The following is an 18,132-nucleotide window of genomic DNA, read 5'->3' on the forward strand; positions in this document are numbered from 1 at the left end:
GGTACAGTTTCGGTACATTTCGAAACAATTACCAGCCACAAATGGCAACATTAGGAGAAAACCAATGGCTGTCATCCAGGAACGAAAAACCTCTAGTGGTAAAATCAAATACCGGGTTCTTATCCGCCTTCGAGGGTGCCCGCCCCAGTCGGCGACCTTTGATAGGAAGACTGACGCAAAGAAATGGGCGCAGGACACCGAATCTGCAATTCGTGATGGTCGGTTCTTCAAGACCATTGAAGCCAAGAAGCACACATTTAGCGAAATGGTCAACCGTTACGTTAAGCAAGTTTTACCGCTGAAGCCGAAGATGCAATCTCAGCAGAAATCACAGCTGGAGTGGTGGGAGAATAAACTCGGTCACTATCTGCTTTCGGACGTTACTCCTGCCATGATTGGGGAGTGCCGCGACCAGTTGTTAAATGAGGAAACCTCTAGAGGTGCCAGGCGGTCACCTGCCACGACAAATAGATATCTGGCGGCGCTTTCTCATTGCTACACCATGGCACTCAATGAATGGGGCTGGGTTGAGTTAAATCCTGTTAGCAGGGTTAAGAAACCAGTGGAACCACGAGGCCGAGTTCGTTTTTTGTCTGACGATGAGCGCATAGGTTTGCTTGAGGCTTGTGAGAAAAGCTATCTGCCTTCTCTGCACCCAATCGTCGTCCTTGCTTTGTCCACTGGAATGAGACAGGGGGAAATCCTTCGGCTAAAATGGTGCGACATTGATTTTGAGCGGCGCCAATTGGTGATCCATGAAACCAAGAATGGTGAACGTCGGGTTGTGCCTGTCGTGAGTCAGGCCTATGGTCTCCTGAGGGAGTATGGAAGGGTGAGACCAATTGGTAGTGAGTATGTTTTTCCAGCCGGTGCACGGAGTGGCATTCAGGCAATCCGAAAGGCTTGGGAGGCCGCCTTGAAAAAGGCAGGAATCAAGGATTTTCGTTTTCACGACCTTCGGCATAGCGCAGCCTCTTACCTAGCTATGAATGGCGCAACGCTGGCCGAGATCGCTGAAGTGCTAGGACACAAAACCTTAAGTATGGTAAAGCGGTATTCTCATCTTTCTGAAGCTCATACGGCCGGTGTCGTAGAGCGAATGAATGAAAGGATTTTTTCAAATGTCTAGCCCGCCTTTAGCTCTAGATCTAATTGAAAAAACCTTAAATTATCGATAAGTAAACTCAGCAATACCGCAGAATCATTTCATGCCACGCTGGAGCGAGCTAAGCAAGGCGTATACCACTACATAAGCCCTGAACATCTGCCGCTGTACACGGCCGAAGTCGCTTTCCACTGGAGCCAGCGCGAACCGGAGACACGGACCATCCGGAAAGGAAAGAACCAGGGGCAGAAAAGAACCTTCATGAAACGATTACCGATTCTGGACCGGTTAAAGACCTTGCTGAAGTTGGCTCCTTACTGTCAACTGCGGCGAACTAAAACCTGTGGCATCCGAATGGTTCCGATGCCGCTACCTTTGTTTGGGTTATAGGACCGATTATTTTTTCTGGCTTTTTTTGCTGCCGGCCCATCGAAAGAAGGCTGCTTCATCGATCAGGACGCGGCGCCCTACTCGTATAACGCAGGCCGAAAATCCATTGGACTCTGCGTTGAATATCAAATACCGCAACCCGCCTAGCGGGGGCCACGGATGGTAGTCATTCCATTTAGTTGCCGGTATAAATCTCGTTTTTCCGCTCGCATCGTACATTTTTACCTCCTTTTCCCTTAGTTGGCTGTCGATTTGCTGGTGTTTAGTCGAAAAAGCTGGTTTCAAGCAAAAATTGCCGAGGAATGTCGTCAATATAGAGCAGTGCGTATGTCCGGGTACGGTTGGGTCTACACTTCTCGCGAATACGCTTATGGGCGTTAGATATCGCGGCATCATGATTCTCAAAGTAGTACACATAAGGTTTTGAAAATAGCCCACGGGGACCGCCTTGTGTGTGTAGGCAGTATTTCTCTTGCGCCCAAAATATCTGGATGCGGTACCATGCCTTTCTTGGAGAATTTTCATCCTCAAGCACGAAAGCTGCCATTCTGATCGCCGAAATAAATTTTTCCATGGGTAGACTCCTTTTTGGGAAATATTGATAACACTGCGAAATTAAACGGTTCTCCCTTTTAATGAGTGGGGTCAAGTAGGTTTCTCGGTAGCCGCCAAAATCTTCCCCCTTACTATTCAAGGAGCACCCCTGTGGAACCGTTTTGGCCATCTTTTTAAATTATTTTTTTTTAATCATACGGATGACCGGGTAGTAAGTATTTAAAATTAAAGGATTGTTTTTCGGGGTTAGAATTTCGAGGGACTGGTCAAAAGAGAAAAGCGGATAGAGAAGAGGGCAAGAAGGTCCATGGCGAACAGTTCACGACATTGTTGAAACTGGCTTTTACCTGTCAACGGCGGTCCACTAAAACCCGTAGCATCCGAATGGGCGCTATGTTTTTGCGTCTGTTTGGGTTGAGGAGCGAGTAAGAATTGGTTGTGTCGGGAGAAGGGATAAGGGGGTGTGGGGGATTTTTTCTCTGAATCTGGATGTCAGTATGTTCGCCTTGGTCCCTGTTTTGATTCTGGGTTCCAGGGTAGTTCTTGGGTCTCGCTTTGTGGGGGGGGTGGATTAATGCCTCTGTCCGGGAAGTCGGAGGCATTTCCTTGGTGACAATCAAAAAAGGTTTCATGCAAGCTGTGAGTGGCCCGGCCAGACCAGACGAATGTGACCAAAAGGCGTCTTAAACGCGCACTATAAACAGGGAAGGTTATATCAAACTCTATGTGGCGTCTTAATACAATGCTGGTTTTGGCGGGGGGTGGGAGAAGTTTTTATGATATCTGAAAGGGCCTGACCGGGCCTCAGGCAGAGACCCTTGGTGGGATTGCTATGGTCGATTTTTTTGGTTGTGCCGCAAGAAAGTAGCTCGACCCTGGTTAGGGGCTGTGTCTGTTGTTGTTTGCTGAATCTAGGCCGTATTTTGTTCGTTTTGGGGCTATTTGGGGCTATGGGTGCTGGGTCGCTGGGTCGCGCCTTTTTGGGGTGGCTTGGGTTAATGATGCCAGTTGGGATGACGTGAGTTTGATGCCATACATTACAATGGCAGCGGCGAACCGTAGGAAATAGGTGAAATTCAACGCAAAGCTTCCCCAAGTGTACCGGGTTTGCTATATTTGCTGTCCTGGAAGGCTAATCCCGCCTGAAGAACCAAAGCCTAACTATCTTATGACGGATACCCCCCCCAACGGTAAGAGCATTTCCGCAGGATAACCTTGGCGAAGTCTTGGAGTACGTCAGTCCATCATGCAACCCGCAAACAGAAAGTCAACAGGTGATTGACTCACAGTTAGTGAGGCTCTGTTTCGCAGGACTTCGGCTTGCCCAGCATGAATTAAAAGGAAATTCACGGTGGGCAGCCGGGATCTTGAAAAAGTGAAAACCGAGACAGTCATTCACGAGGAAATGAGAAAAAACAGCAGCAATTTTAAATCATTATTTGTAGCACGGGTTTGTAGGTGTTTGATTTTGCGCGCAAACAAGAGGATTGGGGATCCTCTTGATATATTTAGTCGCAATCCTCCAAGATTTTTACTAATATGGAGAAGGACGGGAGTTCAATACATAAAGCCCTTTTGCACACTCTCTGATTGAATAGCCTAATTGATATGATATCGCATCACAGCCCCACTATTTTTTGTAGGTTGGTCAAATGACTGTTGCCGAAATTGAAGCGATCCTTAGGCAGATGTCACATGATTCGTGGGGTCTCTTAGAAGAAGAGATTCCAGAACTTAAACTTTTATCTAAAACCAAACAATCTTTTAAACATCACCCTGAAGGGGATGTGGCTACGCATACACGATTAGCGATAGCCGCTTGCGAAGAAGACTGCTCTCCAGACCTTCTGTGGGCAGCATTACTGCATGACATAGGCAAGCCAGCAACCACTGAAGAACGTGACGAAAAAATAACTGCTTATAAACACGAAAAAGTTGGAGCAGAAATAGCTGAAAAGATTTTAGGTAGGTTTCAAATAGACACAAAACGAATTCACAGAATTGTGTGGGCCATTAAGAATCACCTGTTTTATCTTTCATGGCAAATTGATAATTATGACCAAATCTCAAATAAGCAACTTAGATTTGTAAAAAATAAGGATTTTAAATTCTTACTTGAACTTGTCAGGGTCGATTCATTGGCCACATTCGGAAATGATAGCAAAGATTTTGCGTACACATTTTATAAAAAGTTATTGGACAATATGGCCAATTAAGTAATTTTATTTTTATATGGAGGGTATATGCCTAACCCCGTCTACTTGGAACCCCTGTTAACTGACACGGATTCTATCAAGACTGCTATTAGGTCTAGAAAAAAAGGAGTTATAGAAAAAACTATAACTGCATCAAATCCAGATCTTTTAAAAGAAAAGCTGGCATTAGAAGAGGCAGACGGGTGGAAGTTCCTGCGAAAAAACAAGACAAGCTATAGGGTTTGTAAAGACAAAAAGCTTGATGAAAAACTTGAAGATGAGGTTTTTTGTTTCCTTGCTGAGATGCAATTTAAAGAGTTAAGTGACGGACGTTTTTTCAAAATTAAAGCAAATGAAGAGAGTGAACCAAGGCAAATTGATGTTTTTGCAAAGGATGATGACGCGGTAATTTTTGTTGAGTGCACACAATGCGATGTCCCAAAGAAAAAGCAAATGGGCAAGCTCATAGAAAAAATTGAAAGTTTTAAGGACAAAATATCTAAATCAATAATTGCACATTATGGGAAAACGCCGAAGTTGAAACAAGGGTGGGTGATAGCTACACGCAATATAGAGTGGTCGCAAGCAGACCTAACTAAGGCGAAAGAAGCAAAAATAACCATTCTACAAGATGCACAACTAGATTATTATGTGAAATTCACACGTCTTTATAAATTGGCCGCTAAATATCAATTTTTATCTCACGTCTTTGCAAATCAATCCATCTTAGGGCTTGAGCTAGTTGTCCCCGCAACAAAAGGAAGTATGGGTGGAGTCAATTTCTACAACTTCCTAATAAAACCTGCAGATCTTTTAAAAATTGCACACGTAAGCCATAAGGCTTCTCGTGAGGTCGAAGATCTTGAAACATATCAGCGGATGTTAAAGCCTAAAAGGCTCGCAGACTTAGCTAAATACATTGATAATGGTGGGCAATTTCCGACTAACATTGTCGTCAATATTAGATCAAAGAAAAAACTTGTTTTTGAAAGAATTGGCGAAAAGGGGACGTCAGAGTTTGGAAACTTAAGGCTTCCTAATTGCTATGCATCTGCTATGGTGATTGACGGACAGCACCGTTTGTACGGGTATGCTCACAGTCAACGCGTTTTAAATGGACAAGACACTAAATCAACTGTACCAGTTTTGGCATATGAAAATTTGGAGCCAACCAAGGAAGCTAAGCTGTTTGTTGATATCAACTGCGAACAAGTCCGGGTTACCAGAAACCTGTTAAATGAAATCAATGCAACCCTTTACTGGGACAGTGATGATTTCGGTTTACGGATTGACGCACTATGTTCAAGAGTCGTAATGACGCTCAATGGGAACAAAATCTCACCTTTTCATGACCGCATTAAAATGACCACCAAAGATCAAACGACATTGCGTTGTCTGACTTTAACTAACTTTATTGATGGGCTTAAGGAAAATAAGTTTTTTGGTGAAATAAAAGGTGAAAACCCAGTTCCTGGGTTGTTGTCAGATACGCATTTTAACGATCTTGAGAAAACGCACCAGAGATCCACAGCTATACTTAAAGGGTACTTCAGCGTATTTGCCGAAAAAGCCAAAAAACATTGGGATCTTGGAAATAAGAATAAAGAAAAAGAAAATGTCATAGGATATTTAGCTACAAATGAAGGGATTCGCTCACTTCTCAAGGTTCTTAAAGAAATTCTATTACATATTAAACAAAAATCATCTTTAGAGATCGATTCCTGGAATTTAGAAGAGTTGGTTGGAGAGATTGCAAAATACGGTGAACCTATTGCTAATGTTTTTGCATCTGCCACCTATTCTAATATTAAAAATTTTCGTTCAAGGGGAGGTATTAAGGGTGTAACACATAACTCCATTGTGATGCAAAGTTTCATCCATAGGCAGTTCCCTGAATTTAACCCTCCTGGCTTATCTGATTATTTAGATACCGTTGACGAGGAAGGTACTAAAGATGCAAAAAATCTTGTAAGTGAAATTCAGTTAAAACTGCACGCCTTCGTGATTTATAAATTAAAAGAAAAATATCCAAATGATGAAGATTGGTGGTATGAGGGTGTCCGTGATTCCATAAGAACCCGTTGTAGCGAGGACTTCGAAAAAGGCAAGGGCGCAAAGAAGCGTGAACAATATATGAAGACACTCGATTATCAGCAAATCGCCGCTGATAATTGGAAAGATTGCTTTGATACGCCTTTTTCATTCCAAGAAAATGGCAATAAAGATCAAAAGCTCGCATGGTTACGGGAATTGAATACGGTCAGAAATATCACGCATCATGAAGAGAAATGGCCAGCTACAAAAGAGCAGGTCAGCTTTGTGAGAGAATTGCATCAAAGGGTAATGGAGAAACTGGTGATACCTGGATAACTCCTAATGCTATATAAGCCATCCCCAACTTCTCATATCGATATTTTATGATCAATAATTTGCACTATCATGCAACATATGTTGTAGAAATCGATGATTCACTATGTAAATAAATGTCTAATGTGTTAGTGAAGTCCTTGTCCATTGACTTTGCCTGAAAATCCTCACACCAAGAGGGAGAAATTTCTCTAAATTGTTGAAGGTGGGATTGGTATTGCCCTTTGGGTTGTATTGTATTCTTGACCGCAGAAGGTGTGCCTAGCACCTTCGGAGGGGGCATCCCAGGGCTTCACCAATCTGGTTTTTTTCCTCAAAATCTTAATTTATAATAAAATTTACGCCATGCGCTATTCTCCGTTTTGCTAATCACGTTCAGCAACTACTCCCCAACGATATTCTTTAAAGAGCCGAAATTTGGTTTGAAACAAAATGATGCATTGTGACCTCAAATCAAGATGCGAATTTTAAAAAACTGCCTACCCAACACCCTCGCACCATCCCAATCTTTGGTCGCAGCTGAGCATGTTCCTTCCTGCCATACTGTTTTCGCTAAGGGTTATTGATCTTTGGAGTACATTCGGAGTAGTATCGAAAATACTTATGGCTCAATAGGCGATCAATTCCACATGGCGTGCTGCGTCAGAAAAGTATAAAGGGTTGAAAATTGAGGATTTTACTAGTTGAGCCAGATTATCGAAGAGGCTCGCAAAGTTTTAGACAAAAAGTTGCTAATGGTAGAGGAAGGAAGAGAGATGATGAGACACTTTGGTATCCACCAATTGGCCTCATGAAAATCTCTACATTTCATAAAGGCAGAGGCGACCATGTCCAGTTTGTCATTGGCACTGACGCATCTGTCATACCTAAGGCAGACCTGTTCTCAGATGTTGAATTATGGGATAGGGTATATATCACAACACTTTTCACTTTCGGGTGGAACAAGATCATTGAGACAATTGAGTTCTATAAGCAAGCTGTGGGAGGTTCTGTAAGTAAGATTTTTGTTGGTGGGATAATGGCAAGTCTAATGCCAGAGGAAATTTTCACTGCCACAAACATATACCCGATTGTAGGAACTTTGGACTCACCACAAAAGATTCGGCTGGAGGGCAATGAAAATATTGACGAATTGCCCCTCGATTACGAACTACTACCAACAGAGGTTTACGCTATTAACGACACGTACTATGGGTATGCAACTCGTGGTTGTGAGAACAAATGTAGTTGGTGTGGTGTCCCGAAAATAGAGGGCGATTTAGTTGACTATATTGATATTAAGCCATCAATTTATTACTTGAGGAGAACGTATGGCGATAAATCTCGTTTGAAACTGATGGATAATAATGTTCTCGCTTCGCCAAACCTGAGAAAAATCGTCAACGATTTATTAGAATTAGGTTATGGAAGAGGTGAAACAACTGATTCACCTTCACCCAAAGCGAAAGTGGTTGATTTCAATCAAGGGTTGGATGCGACTCATTTCACAGAAGAATGCCTAGAAATAATTTCCAAGATCAACATTAAGCCAATGCGGATTGCATTTGACCGGCTTTCAGAGGAAAACGATTACAAAAATGCCATCCGTCTCGCGAGAAAATACGGTTTTAATGATTTTTCCAATTATATGCTCTACAACTGGAAAGATACGCCCCGAGACCTATATCGGCGACTAGAAATAAATTTTGAGCTGAACGAGGAGTACACTGGAGCCGGTGGTATTTACTCCTATCCTATGCGTTTTGCCCCAATTGCTGATATTGACGGAACCGGCGCCAATAAAAACCGAGATTTTTTTGTTGATCCCAAAAAGGATTGCGACGATTATTTTGAAAATGCGCAATGGAACCGTCGGTTTGTCCGCAACGTGGAAATCATCAAGGGTGCTGCAAACGGAGCCATTTCCCCGACAACAACCTTGGCACGTCGGGCAATTGGGTATGACTTTAAGCAATTCTTAGCTAACCTCTATATGCCTGAAGAGCTTCTGCGGAACAGGAATAAGTACGAGGCAACGATTAGAGATGGCGAGCCAAAAAGAACCCTAGGTGATGGGACTATTGAGAAATTCTATGAATTTATATACCGACTTTTAGAAACTCAAGACGAAAAATTTTTGTACTTCCATGATGCTGTAAGTCAAAACTCTGTAAAAGGCATAAAAGCAGCAATTGAAAATTGTAAATATAAAGAGGTAGAAAATTGGCTGAAGTGGTATTTAAAAAAATAGAAAAACATAAAACATTTGTTGTCGGGCGTCAAGTCCTCGACATTTTGACCTCTGGCATGTATGACAATCCCCTGATGGTCTATCGTGAATATATTCAAAATTCTGCGGATAGTATTGACAAGGCAGATAGGGAAGGGGTTTTTTTACGAAAAGATGGACAAATCAGAATAACTATCGATGGCTTGAATCGCTCCATAAGTATCTTTGACAATGGCCTTGGAGTTAGCAACAACGAAGTAGAAAAAGTACTGCTGAGTATTGGATGCAGCTCCAAAGAAAGTACCTCTGGTAGAGGTTTTAGGGGCATCGGACGCCTTGGTGGGCTCGCATATTGCCGCAAATTAAGATTTGAAACACGTTCAAATTTAGCTGAGCAAATCGCTATTGTAGAATGGGACCAAGGACAATTATCTAGTCTTCTTACGGGAGACCATCTCAAAACTCTCGACGAAGCCATCGATTTGCTTACTTCTGTTTCTTTTCGGAAAGCTGGCAATGATGAACCCGAGCATTTCTTTAAAGTTACATTGGAAGGAGTTGAGCGTTTTTACACCGACCAGTTGATGGACGTAGGTGCCGTAAAAAAATATCTCTCACAAGTAGCTCCAGTGTCTTACGACCGTGCAGCTTTCTCGTTTGCACAGAGTATTGAAGCATTCTTCTCGGATGTTGAAGGTGTGGATGTTTACGATATATCGTTAAATGGTGAGAGAATTTATCGTCCTTATGCCGATGATTTTGAAATCACAAAGGAGCGCTCTGAGAAGATATCTGGTATTGAATTTTTTCATTTCAAAAGCACTTCAGGAGAACCAATTGCCAAAGGCTGGTTTGCTAAAACGAGTTTCAAGTCATCCTTCCCTCCAAGCTGTTTAGCCAGAGGAATGAGGGTTCGGCAGGGAAACATCGAGGTGGGAGATGAATACTTTCTTTCGCAGTTTTATGCTGAAAGACGCTTCGCTACATGGCAAATAGGTGAAGTGCAAATATGCGGTAACGTACTAAAAACAAATGCCAGACGTGATGGCTTTGAACATACATCAAACTATCAAGTTTTCCTTGAACGAGCAGGTCTTCTCGGTAGCCACTTAAGCAAACTCTGCCGGGAAGCATCAAGGGAAAGATGTTCAAGGCAACTGGTGGAAGTCCTAATGTCAGAAGTAAAAGACCTTGTCGATGGAAGTTCTATTTTTATAAATGAAGAGCATTTTAAGGCCGCTGTCTCTTTGGCAGGCAAAAAACTACAAAAATTAAATTCTTTTTTCGATGGACGAATTGATTGCGATGAGTTAGCTACAAAGTATCATGTACTTTTGGATAAATTTGAGGCTATGGCCGATAATGGGCAGTTACTTAGTGACAAAATCAATGGGCAAGTATTAAACGGTAAAAAAGCTAAAAAGGTCATTGAGGAAATAATTGGTTCAATCAAAAAGCACTACGGTAAAGCAGGAAACGCTGATGAGCTGATAAACCATGTTTTGGCGCGGTATCTGAAAGATTCGGATGCCAAAATGAGCATTGCTAATATAGCAATTGACGTCTAGCCACGACCCTATGAAGATTCCCGACTTCCTCATAGAAATGGAACACGCCGTTACCACCCTCATGAGTGTTATACATGGCGAAATGGCACAGTTAGAGGCACTTCGCAACGATCTAAAAAAACTAACTGCAGAGACTGATGACTGTTATCGCCGTGTAGAATTCCTAGCAAAGAACCCCGACCTAGATGACGATTTCTTGAGTACAGCCATCTATCTTTTGGGACACTTGTTTTGGCGCCGACAAGGAACGCTATTACAAGAACATCGTGACAGAGTCTGCAAATCGGCGTGTCTCAGTGCATGAATTTTCTGTTTCAGCTCTCTCCGGAGTCTTGCTTCAATATGGAAGGCAAGGCATCTCCCTCCACTTTGGAAAGAACCGAACTGGCTGCCCTGATGGAAGAATCTTGGTTGGAATGCCGCTGCACGAAATCATCTGGCAGGCCCGCAATCAGGCGCTGCATTGGGAGGAAGGTCGGTACCGTCCTCCTGTTGTGGACTGCTTTGAATCTCTCGCCAGGGAAGATTCTGTCTTCGGGCAATACAATTGCCGCAGCTTGGCCTACGAAGTCGTACTGCTGCTGAAATGGAAGTAATTCAACGATTTTCGCAATGATATGATGCTCCTAAATGCTTAAGCATTCTAAGGCGTTGGACGAGCTGTGCCAACTGCCACATGCTCTCGGTCATCATCTCTTGCTTAAGCCGATGCCCTCTGTTCCCAATAGTAATTCAATTCAGAAAAAGAGCTTCTCAAGAAATGCCAAGTGCTCTCATTTGGCTGGAATTTTAAAAATATTCCTGGGGATAATGGTGCACTGGTGGTACACTACATTGCAAAAATTCCCCACTAACAGCGATAGACTACAGAAAACAAAAGAAATAAAATACCGATATTATTGTTGTATTCTGTGGCCTGTCGTTGTGGCTTTTCGTAAGGTTGGGACTCGAAATCTGTTGTACCGCAAGGTACCGTGGGTTCGAATCCCACCCCCTCCGCCATATACAACAAAGGGCTTAGCTGGAAACGGCTAGGCCCTTTGTTGTACGGACAATGTAGAATCAAGCCCACTCCACCGTGCCATCGGGATGGCGCACGCCTTCCACACGATAGCCTTTCCTGCACCAGCCAGTCGAAATACTCCCTGTCGCGCTCGTCAAAGGGCCAGTCCCGGTCCATGTAGCGCACCAGCGCGTACCAGAAGCGCAGGGCCTCTTCGGGCGTGAGCAAAAAAAGCCGGTAAAGGATTCGAGCTCTCCCGTTTCCGGGCCGGGCAGGGCGATGTTCAGCCGTGAACTCGAAGCCAACCCGGAAGTGGTGATCCCGGTGGTGGAGAAATGGAGGTCGTAGAAATCAACGACCCGGTGCGGCTCATTGCAGCGGTAGAGATACACCTTGCCCGTCGGGCGCTCGAAGATGTGGCAGGCGTAAAGAGTAAAAAGGGTGAAAAGGATAGTCGCAGGTATCATAAAATGGAGATAGGCTTGAACCTCTAGATTCATTAGAATGAGGACTAAGGCTACAACTGCGAATCCGCCTGCCATAATCATGGTAAAGCCCCAGACCCGCGACTTGCTGATGATCGTTTTGACTTAATAGCGGTCAGGGGTTGTTATTGCACAATGATATGCTAGTTCAACCACATCCCCACCGCCCGGCGCATCTCCTCGCACCTCGAAGGGCATGGGCGGGAAATAGGTGCGCTTCCTGCCGGCTTCGGACTGCTCGAAGAGCTCCAGGGTGCGCTGGTAGCGGGTGGCAATTTCAGGGGTCATGCGGCTGCTGGTTTTTTTCGGTTCGATCATGACAATAAGGCCTCGGGAAGCTGCACCACCGTCGGTTCGGGACCGGCGAGGGCGGGGTGTTCAATTTTAACGGGAAGGACCCGGTTATCGTTGCCGTAAAACTATACCGGTTCCTCCCAAATCCCTTGCGTGGCCAGTTCGCGCCTGCGCCGCTCCTCATCGCGCTCGCAGTAAGGGTCGAAAACCTCGCCGGGCGGCAGAGGTCGGGTTTTGTCCATGTACCAGCAGAAGAATGCCCAATCCTTAGCGTTGTCGTGTAATAAGCCGAATTCAATTGGCTGACCGTCGCTCGGGCGAAAGGCGGCAAGAACATGAAACTGAACGAAAGAGCCGATATTGCGGATCTTCTTGACCTTGAGATCCTTGAAGGCGACCACCTCATGCTCGCCCCAGAAGCGCGGCGGAAGTGTCACGGTGCCGTTTTCCCGATCCCAGATCAGCAAGCGCTCCTTAGGGCGCTTGAAGGGGTAGACGAAGGACAGCAGGATGGCGGGGATGGGAAAGAAAGTAACAAAAAAAACAAAAACTAATACCTGCCAATACATCCATGATGGCATGTTGATACTTGGCCCTGCAATACCTAGCAAATTGACCAAAAACCAACCGCCAGGCAATACCCCAGCAATCAAGCCGAACAACCCAATGCCGGACCACGCGGCACCATCAACATCCCCCGTAGTTTTATTAACAACATATTTCTTGTCGTCCAATTGTGGGGTGTCAGGCCAGTGCACGCTGGTATGATTGAGAACGGTCACCTCGCCGCCCTGATATTTGACCGGCAGCCATTCCTTGGTGCTGCGGATACGGTCAAAGACATTTATGTATTTGTGGATGAAATCGATAAAGGTCATCAGGTTGTTCTCCAGAATTCAGGGCGGGTCAGCTCCTGCATTGTCCCTATGCGCCGGGTGGTTTTCCGCATCATGCCGTTGCCGTGGTGACGTATGGCGAGATAACGGGGGCTGCCGTCCTCGCCGAGGACGGGCCGACAATCCTCGCGGTCAACTTGGGGTTTAATGCGGCAAAAGATGATGGCACTCCAGTACGGGCTTTGATTCCGCAGGTGCTCCTGCGGTATGGGGAATGTCACACCGATCCGGGAAATCATCTGGGTATCTTTGTCCGTGCGGAAATCCTCGACGGTCGGATGGATGACGGTCGGCGTCGGAGAAAAACAACCGCTGGGATAGTAGTGGCAGATGATCTCCGCCTGACTCAGCATGGGCACGAACCGTTGGAGGGTGCAGTTAGCAGAGAGGGCATCCACATACACCGGCGGAAAAGATCTTCTCTGTTGTCCGCGCTCGGCGCTTTCAACCCCAAAACCGAGCAAGTATTCATCCAGAAAGAGTCGCTCGATATCCGTCCAATGCGGCCACTCGGCGCTAAAACGTGCTTCAACCAAAGGCGCTTGGGCATGGGCACGGATTTTCTCCCAAATCGTGGCGCCTTGTTGTGGGGACAGGCGTAGCGGTCCGTTTTTGGCAAACCGCTCTACGGGATCGTCCTCCAGCCAGGTACCCGCAAGAGTCCCGCCTACAGCGACTAGGGTCAAGGGGATTGCCCAGGCCCAGGTAGTGGCACCAGCAAGTCCGAAAAAAGCTCCGGCGGAAATCATTTTGGCATAACCTGCATCATGGTCTGCGACCCTAAAGTCCCTTATTCCATCAAAAACACTGAAAATCCCCATGGCCGCATTGCCGAGGAAACGACCTCTAGCGGCCGTCCGCGTCAAACCTTCGCTTAAAGGTTTCTTACCCACCCGCAACCACAAATTCCCCGTCTCCGCCATCCCCTGGGCAACGCCACTCACCGCAGAGATCAACTGCAGTCCCCGAAGTCCTCCGTCGCCCAGCCCCTTGACCTCACCTGCGGCGATCTGGTGCAGAACGGTGCGCAGATTGAGCAGGTCCAGCGCCACAAAAAAGGGAGCGATGGCGACGGCACGAGGGATCGAGTCGTGATATCGAGTCGCGAGCCGGGCAGGAAGTGGTTTGAGATCTTTGCGCACGAGTTGGCGCGTGGTCACCTCCGTCACCTCGATGGTGGCGGGGAAAATTCCGACCCGGTTCTTTTGTACCACGGACATCATGCCGTCGGTGGTGGCCGCACGGGCACCGAGGGCCAGTGCCGCCTTGTAGGTGACTGCACGGCGGGCCAGGCTGGTGGCTTCCCCCTCGACGGGGTGATAACCTTCGGGGATTTTCGGTTCTGGTAGCGAGACGTCAACCAGGGTGTATTCACCGAATCCGGGTACTTTGAGGGTGTTGATGCGCTCTGAAACCCACTCCAGGGTCTGAAGATCGGCCTTGATACTGGAAAAGGCTTCGATCAGGGCGGTGCCGATGGCACCGGCCCGGGTAACGAGATCAACGCCTTGATCCTCCAGGATGGTTTTGAGTCGCAGGCTCTGCGACGCTGCGTCGTCTTGCAACAGGGCTACGGTGCGCGGTTTGGCGGCGGGACGAGAGGTGGATTCGGTGCGGATCTCCAGGTCTCCTGCCAGCAACAGCCCTGCCGGATTGCCGGCAGTCTTGAGCCTGTCCATGTAGGCTTGGGCCGCCTTCGAGGTCTGCCGATCGGCGGTCTTATGGGTGTCCGGCGGGTCAAGCCAGGCGTCGAGGAAGGTCGCCGGTTGTTCCAGAAAGCGCGCGGCATAGAGAACCACTCCCTTGCCGTTGAGCTGACGCTCTGGGGTGTTTTCGAGATAATCGCCCAGGGCCGTTTGATAGGCATGGCTTCCCAAATAAAAGACCAAGCTTTCTCTGGTGGCCATGATGGTTTGGCGCAGCGGCCTGCGTTCCTTGGTTCCGAGCAGCATATCGAGACATTCCCTGTTGAGATGACGCCCGTATTTGCGCTGTTTGTCTTCGGAAGCAAAACCGATCTGCTGCATCAGGAGCGCAACCTGAAACTGTGCGGCGACCTTCCGGCGCATGGCCTGCTCTGCTTCGCCGAAGGTATCGCCACGCCGCATATGAAGGGCGACTCTTTCCAGAGGAAGCCCGACGCGCAGGGCCTCGATGAAGCTCTCCATCTCGGCCCAAGCCGCTTCGTGGGTGTCGGCCAGGTTCATGGCTACCCCCAACGGATCATGCAGATAAACAACCGGGACCTTGCTCTGCCGGAACGCCGCCAGATCATAGCGCCGTGGCAGCTCGAACTGGTCCGCCGGGCCGATCGCTCCTTCATCTTGGTCGAAATCGGGATAGCTGGAGAGATCGATCTTCTGCATCCGGCGGCTACGTAATTGAGAGGCCTCTTCGGAATCGTCCCCGGCCATGCCGCCCATGGCGTCGATACGGGCCCAACTCCATTGCACCTCGGAGTAGGTCATCTCCAGCGCGACCGCTTTCCCCCGAATGGTGTAGGGTACCACCACGCGGCTGTCACTGGTTTGCACGGTGGCGGGCCGCACATCCTGCCCCTTTTCGTAGGTCAGATTGACGTCGCGGAAAAAGCCTTCCCGTTCGACTTTGAACTCTCGCCAGAGTCGGCCGTTCACAAAGACATAGAGCCAGCCCAGATCCTGGCTGCAGCGTGGGTATTGGGCTTTGGTACGGTCGGCGTCGGTCGTTGTGTAACAGCGGGGCAACAGGGGAACCAGGACCGTTTGCCACCTTGGTGAGGACTCCTCGCTGGAACAGGTGGAGAAGCCCTGCACCAGGGGGATATGGTAGGCACCGTGCTTTTCATCCGGCTGGTAAAGAAAAAGGTCATACTCACCTTCGGCGAGGTTTTCAAAAATCAGTTCGCGGCGATGGTCGTCGGTGCGGGCCGTGGAACCCAGGGGAACTTCATGGGTGCTGTCTCCGCTTCTGGCAATCAAGGTGCCCTTCATGTTCAGGCTTTGGGTGCCGGCAATCTCAAGGGCGAGCTTAAAGGGTGTGCCCGGTTTGTCCAGAGCGTCGACCGAGGCGAGGGCCTTGGCGGGTGCGGGCGAGGCCCTCGGTTGCACCAAGGGCATGGGGGCGGTGTTGCGGTTGTTGGAGACCATAAGATCTCCATTGCGCACGGCCGCTATCCCTTCAATGTACACATTGGGGGAGGCGGTGATAAATTCGGCCTTGCCCATGATGGTGCCGGAGTGAAGTCCCTGGCGATTGCCGGCTTCATCGCCGGTGCTTTTGGCGAAGCATGAGTTTTTGGTGCAGACGGGATGGCCGTTGATAAAAACCGTGGCAGCGGTATTGGCGGCGTCGCTAGATTTGGCGATATTGGTGTAGGGAATATTGACGACAGCGGGACCGATCTGCGTGCGACAGACATCTACCGTGGTCAGGGTACCGCAGCTGCCGGCATGCACGGTAGTGCGGCCGTTGATAAGGACGTTGCCGGAGTGTGAAACAGAATTTTTATGCGAGCCCTTGGCAGTTTGTATCTTGGTCTGATTTTCGGACATTGGTGAAGTCTTTAGTCTGGATAAATCCTGATCTATTTTTTGAAGCTGAGCCGATGTTATTTTCTCCAATGATTTTTCATTCCCCGCAACTTGCAAAGGTTCAAGGTCCGAAATTGACGGTTCATACTCCTGTGTCCCCTGTAATTTTTGTAAATAACGCCTGTACCGTGGGATGAGAGGTATAACTGCTTGGTCAGCTATTTGCAAACCACCATATTCTTCTTCCGGCCCATCGTGATGAAATTTATAAACCCATCTGTGAAGTTCAGAATCGGAAATGCCCCTACTCCGTGCCAGTGTGATGTTTTCTGAAGTGAAATCAACCAGCGCTCTCGCTTGAGCATCCATGTTCCACCGATTGTCATCCGAAAGACCGTAGGCGGAACCGGTTCGATTGATGAACTGTCCTAAACCACTTGCGCTGGTAGGTCCTGCCGCCGCATCCGGGTTAAACCCAGATTCGTGTCGTGCGATGGCAAGGGTCATCGCAATTAGGTCATCAGACATCCCTTTTGCGCGGCCAGCCGCTACAATAGCGTCAATAGCTTGTTGTTGTACATCAAGAGAGGCATCCCCGTGTCGGCGACTGAAACCTGAAGGGCGGCCTGGAGTGGAATCGATAGGAGAATGGTAGTGTGACCATTCAGCTACTTGACTCGAGGTGTAGGCTGCACCCCGCGACGAAAATATGTCATCAGTGTTCATTGAACGGCTCCAGGTGAGTCAATGGATTCCTGAGGAAAATAAGAAAAGAAAAAGTCTAATAATCTGCGCTATTCATTGGCGGTAATTTCATCGACTAGGCATTCAATCTTTGACTTCCATGACATGGGTTCATCACGACTTATCGGATATATCTTGGCCGCCAGGAAGCAATTTTTCTCATCGGTACGGTACAGTGGAGAAGCGACTGAAGTGAACCCACGCTTGATAATTTGTGGTTCATCCAGACGGAATAGCAAAATCTCCCAACAACAACGTGCGCCACCACTAAAAACCGATAAGGCAAAATACTCAACCCCTCGATGGCTCAGTAAAAACCATGGTTTTTCCTGCTCGGGATCAAGAATATAATTGGAGGATTCCCAGAGGAGTAATTCAAGCGCCTTATCGTCTCTCCACGTGACACAAAGCCTGCTATTTTCTTCTGAGGTCTCTGAACTCAAGACAATATGTCCCCCACTTAAGGGTGTAGGAATGTGAACGGCTTGAAGGTTGTTTACTTCACAAGAAGCTCTCATTTTTTGTGAAAGAGGATTTGTCAGAGAGTTTGCGGTTGAGGCACACCCAGAGAAAACTAATAAAGCAGAAAGGAACGAGAGAACTCGGGTACAGGCAATGCGGCGATAGGACTGAGCCACGGTATGAATCATTATGATCTCCCTTGATGTAATCTGCCAAAATGTGTAAATGGATTTCGATCTCTGTAGTAGGAATGTAATTCAAAAACTTTAAAGTTTTATAACGTTGCTGCCTGATTGACCATTGAAATTTCAAATTAAATTTTATGGGAAGGGGATCCTTCCCTGTCT

The 18,132-nt window shown here is 47.3% G+C and carries 13 protein-coding genes and 1 pseudogene; 7 read left to right on the top strand and 7 right to left on the bottom strand.

Going from position 1 to position 18,132, the window contains the following annotated elements; genetic code table 11:
- The first annotated feature begins 64 nt into the window (after positions 1–64).
- Together MJO47_RS04395 and MJO47_RS15585 are read left to right on the top strand one after the other, a co-directional pair.
- Positions 65–1,129 carry a site-specific integrase gene (locus MJO47_RS04395; RefSeq protein WP_253959898.1) on the top strand — a complete coding sequence of 355 codons (1,065 nt, stop codon included), beginning with the start codon at positions 65–67 and terminating at the stop codon, positions 1,127–1,129.
- A 45-nt stretch (positions 1,130–1,174) separates the two neighbouring features.
- Positions 1,175–1,495 (top strand): transposase, encoded by a 321-nt coding sequence (locus MJO47_RS15585; protein ID WP_371926642.1) that lies wholly within the window; start codon positions 1,175–1,177, stop codon positions 1,493–1,495.
- A 262-nt stretch (positions 1,496–1,757) separates the two neighbouring features.
- Here MJO47_RS15585 and MJO47_RS04400 read toward each other — a convergent pair whose 3' ends face one another.
- Positions 1,758–2,069 carry a hypothetical protein gene (locus tag MJO47_RS04400; protein WP_253959899.1) on the bottom strand — a complete coding sequence of 104 codons (312 nt, stop codon included), beginning with the start codon at positions 2,067–2,069 and terminating at the stop codon, positions 1,758–1,760.
- Positions 2,070–3,702: 1,633 nt separating this feature from the next.
- Between MJO47_RS04400 and MJO47_RS04405 the strand changes: the two genes are divergently transcribed.
- The 5 genes from MJO47_RS04405 (at position 3,703) to MJO47_RS04425 (ending at position 10,985) form a co-directional block, all read left to right on the top strand.
- Positions 3,703–4,266, top strand: coding sequence for an HDIG domain-containing metalloprotein (locus MJO47_RS04405; protein ID WP_253959900.1), 564 nt, complete (start codon positions 3,703–3,705; stop codon positions 4,264–4,266).
- Between the two features lie 27 nt (positions 4,267–4,293).
- Positions 4,294–6,615 (top strand): DGQHR domain-containing protein, encoded by a 2,322-nt coding sequence (locus tag MJO47_RS04410; protein WP_253959901.1) that lies wholly within the window; start codon positions 4,294–4,296, stop codon positions 6,613–6,615.
- A 664-nt stretch (positions 6,616–7,279) separates the two neighbouring features.
- Positions 7,280–8,842: a hypothetical protein gene (locus MJO47_RS04415; protein WP_253959902.1), complete on the top strand. Its 1,563-nt coding sequence runs from the start codon at positions 7,280–7,282 to the stop codon at positions 8,840–8,842.
- Positions 8,824–10,389, top strand: a complete 1,566-nt coding sequence (locus tag MJO47_RS04420; protein WP_253960540.1) for an ATP-binding protein — start codon at positions 8,824–8,826, stop codon at positions 10,387–10,389. The genes MJO47_RS04415 and MJO47_RS04420 overlap by 19 nt, the downstream gene beginning before the upstream one ends.
- A gap of 416 nt (positions 10,390–10,805) precedes the next feature.
- Positions 10,806–10,985, top strand: a complete 180-nt coding sequence (locus MJO47_RS04425; protein WP_253959903.1) for a hypothetical protein — start codon at positions 10,806–10,808, stop codon at positions 10,983–10,985.
- A gap of 466 nt (positions 10,986–11,451) precedes the next feature.
- Here the strand turns inward: MJO47_RS04425 and MJO47_RS04430 are convergent, their stop codons facing one another.
- From MJO47_RS04430 to MJO47_RS04450, 6 genes and pseudogenes are all read right to left on the bottom strand, one after another.
- Positions 11,452–11,859 (bottom strand): hypothetical protein, encoded by a 408-nt coding sequence (locus MJO47_RS04430; RefSeq protein WP_253959904.1) that lies wholly within the window; start codon positions 11,857–11,859, stop codon positions 11,452–11,454.
- A 123-nt stretch (positions 11,860–11,982) separates the two neighbouring features.
- A complete protein-coding gene (locus MJO47_RS04435; RefSeq protein ID WP_253959905.1) occupies positions 11,983–12,195 on the bottom strand; it encodes a hypothetical protein in 213 nt (70 codons plus the stop codon).
- Positions 12,196–12,296: 101 nt separating this feature from the next.
- The gene (locus MJO47_RS04440) at positions 12,297–13,049 is read right to left on the bottom strand and encodes a hypothetical protein (protein ID WP_253959906.1); all 753 of its coding nucleotides are present in this window, start codon (positions 13,047–13,049) and stop codon (positions 12,297–12,299) included.
- Positions 13,049–16,600, bottom strand: coding sequence for a PAAR-like domain-containing protein (locus MJO47_RS04445; protein ID WP_253959907.1), 3,552 nt, complete (start codon positions 16,598–16,600; stop codon positions 13,049–13,051). Before MJO47_RS04445 ends, MJO47_RS04440 begins: the two co-directional genes overlap by 1 nt.
- A 378-nt stretch (positions 16,601–16,978) precedes the next feature.
- A pseudogene (locus MJO47_RS15590) lies at positions 16,979–17,305 on the bottom strand (transglycosylase SLT domain-containing protein); the annotation flags it as partial.
- Positions 17,306–17,373: 68 nt separating this feature from the next.
- Positions 17,374–17,973, bottom strand: coding sequence for a hypothetical protein (locus MJO47_RS04450; RefSeq protein ID WP_253959908.1), 600 nt, complete (start codon positions 17,971–17,973; stop codon positions 17,374–17,376).
- Positions 17,974–18,132: the final 159 nt, after the last annotated feature.

Origin of the sequence: Desulfuromonas sp. KJ2020 (genome assembly GCF_024197615.1) — a bacterium.
Lineage (GTDB): Bacteria > Desulfobacterota > Desulfuromonadia > Desulfuromonadales > SZUA-540 > SZUA-540.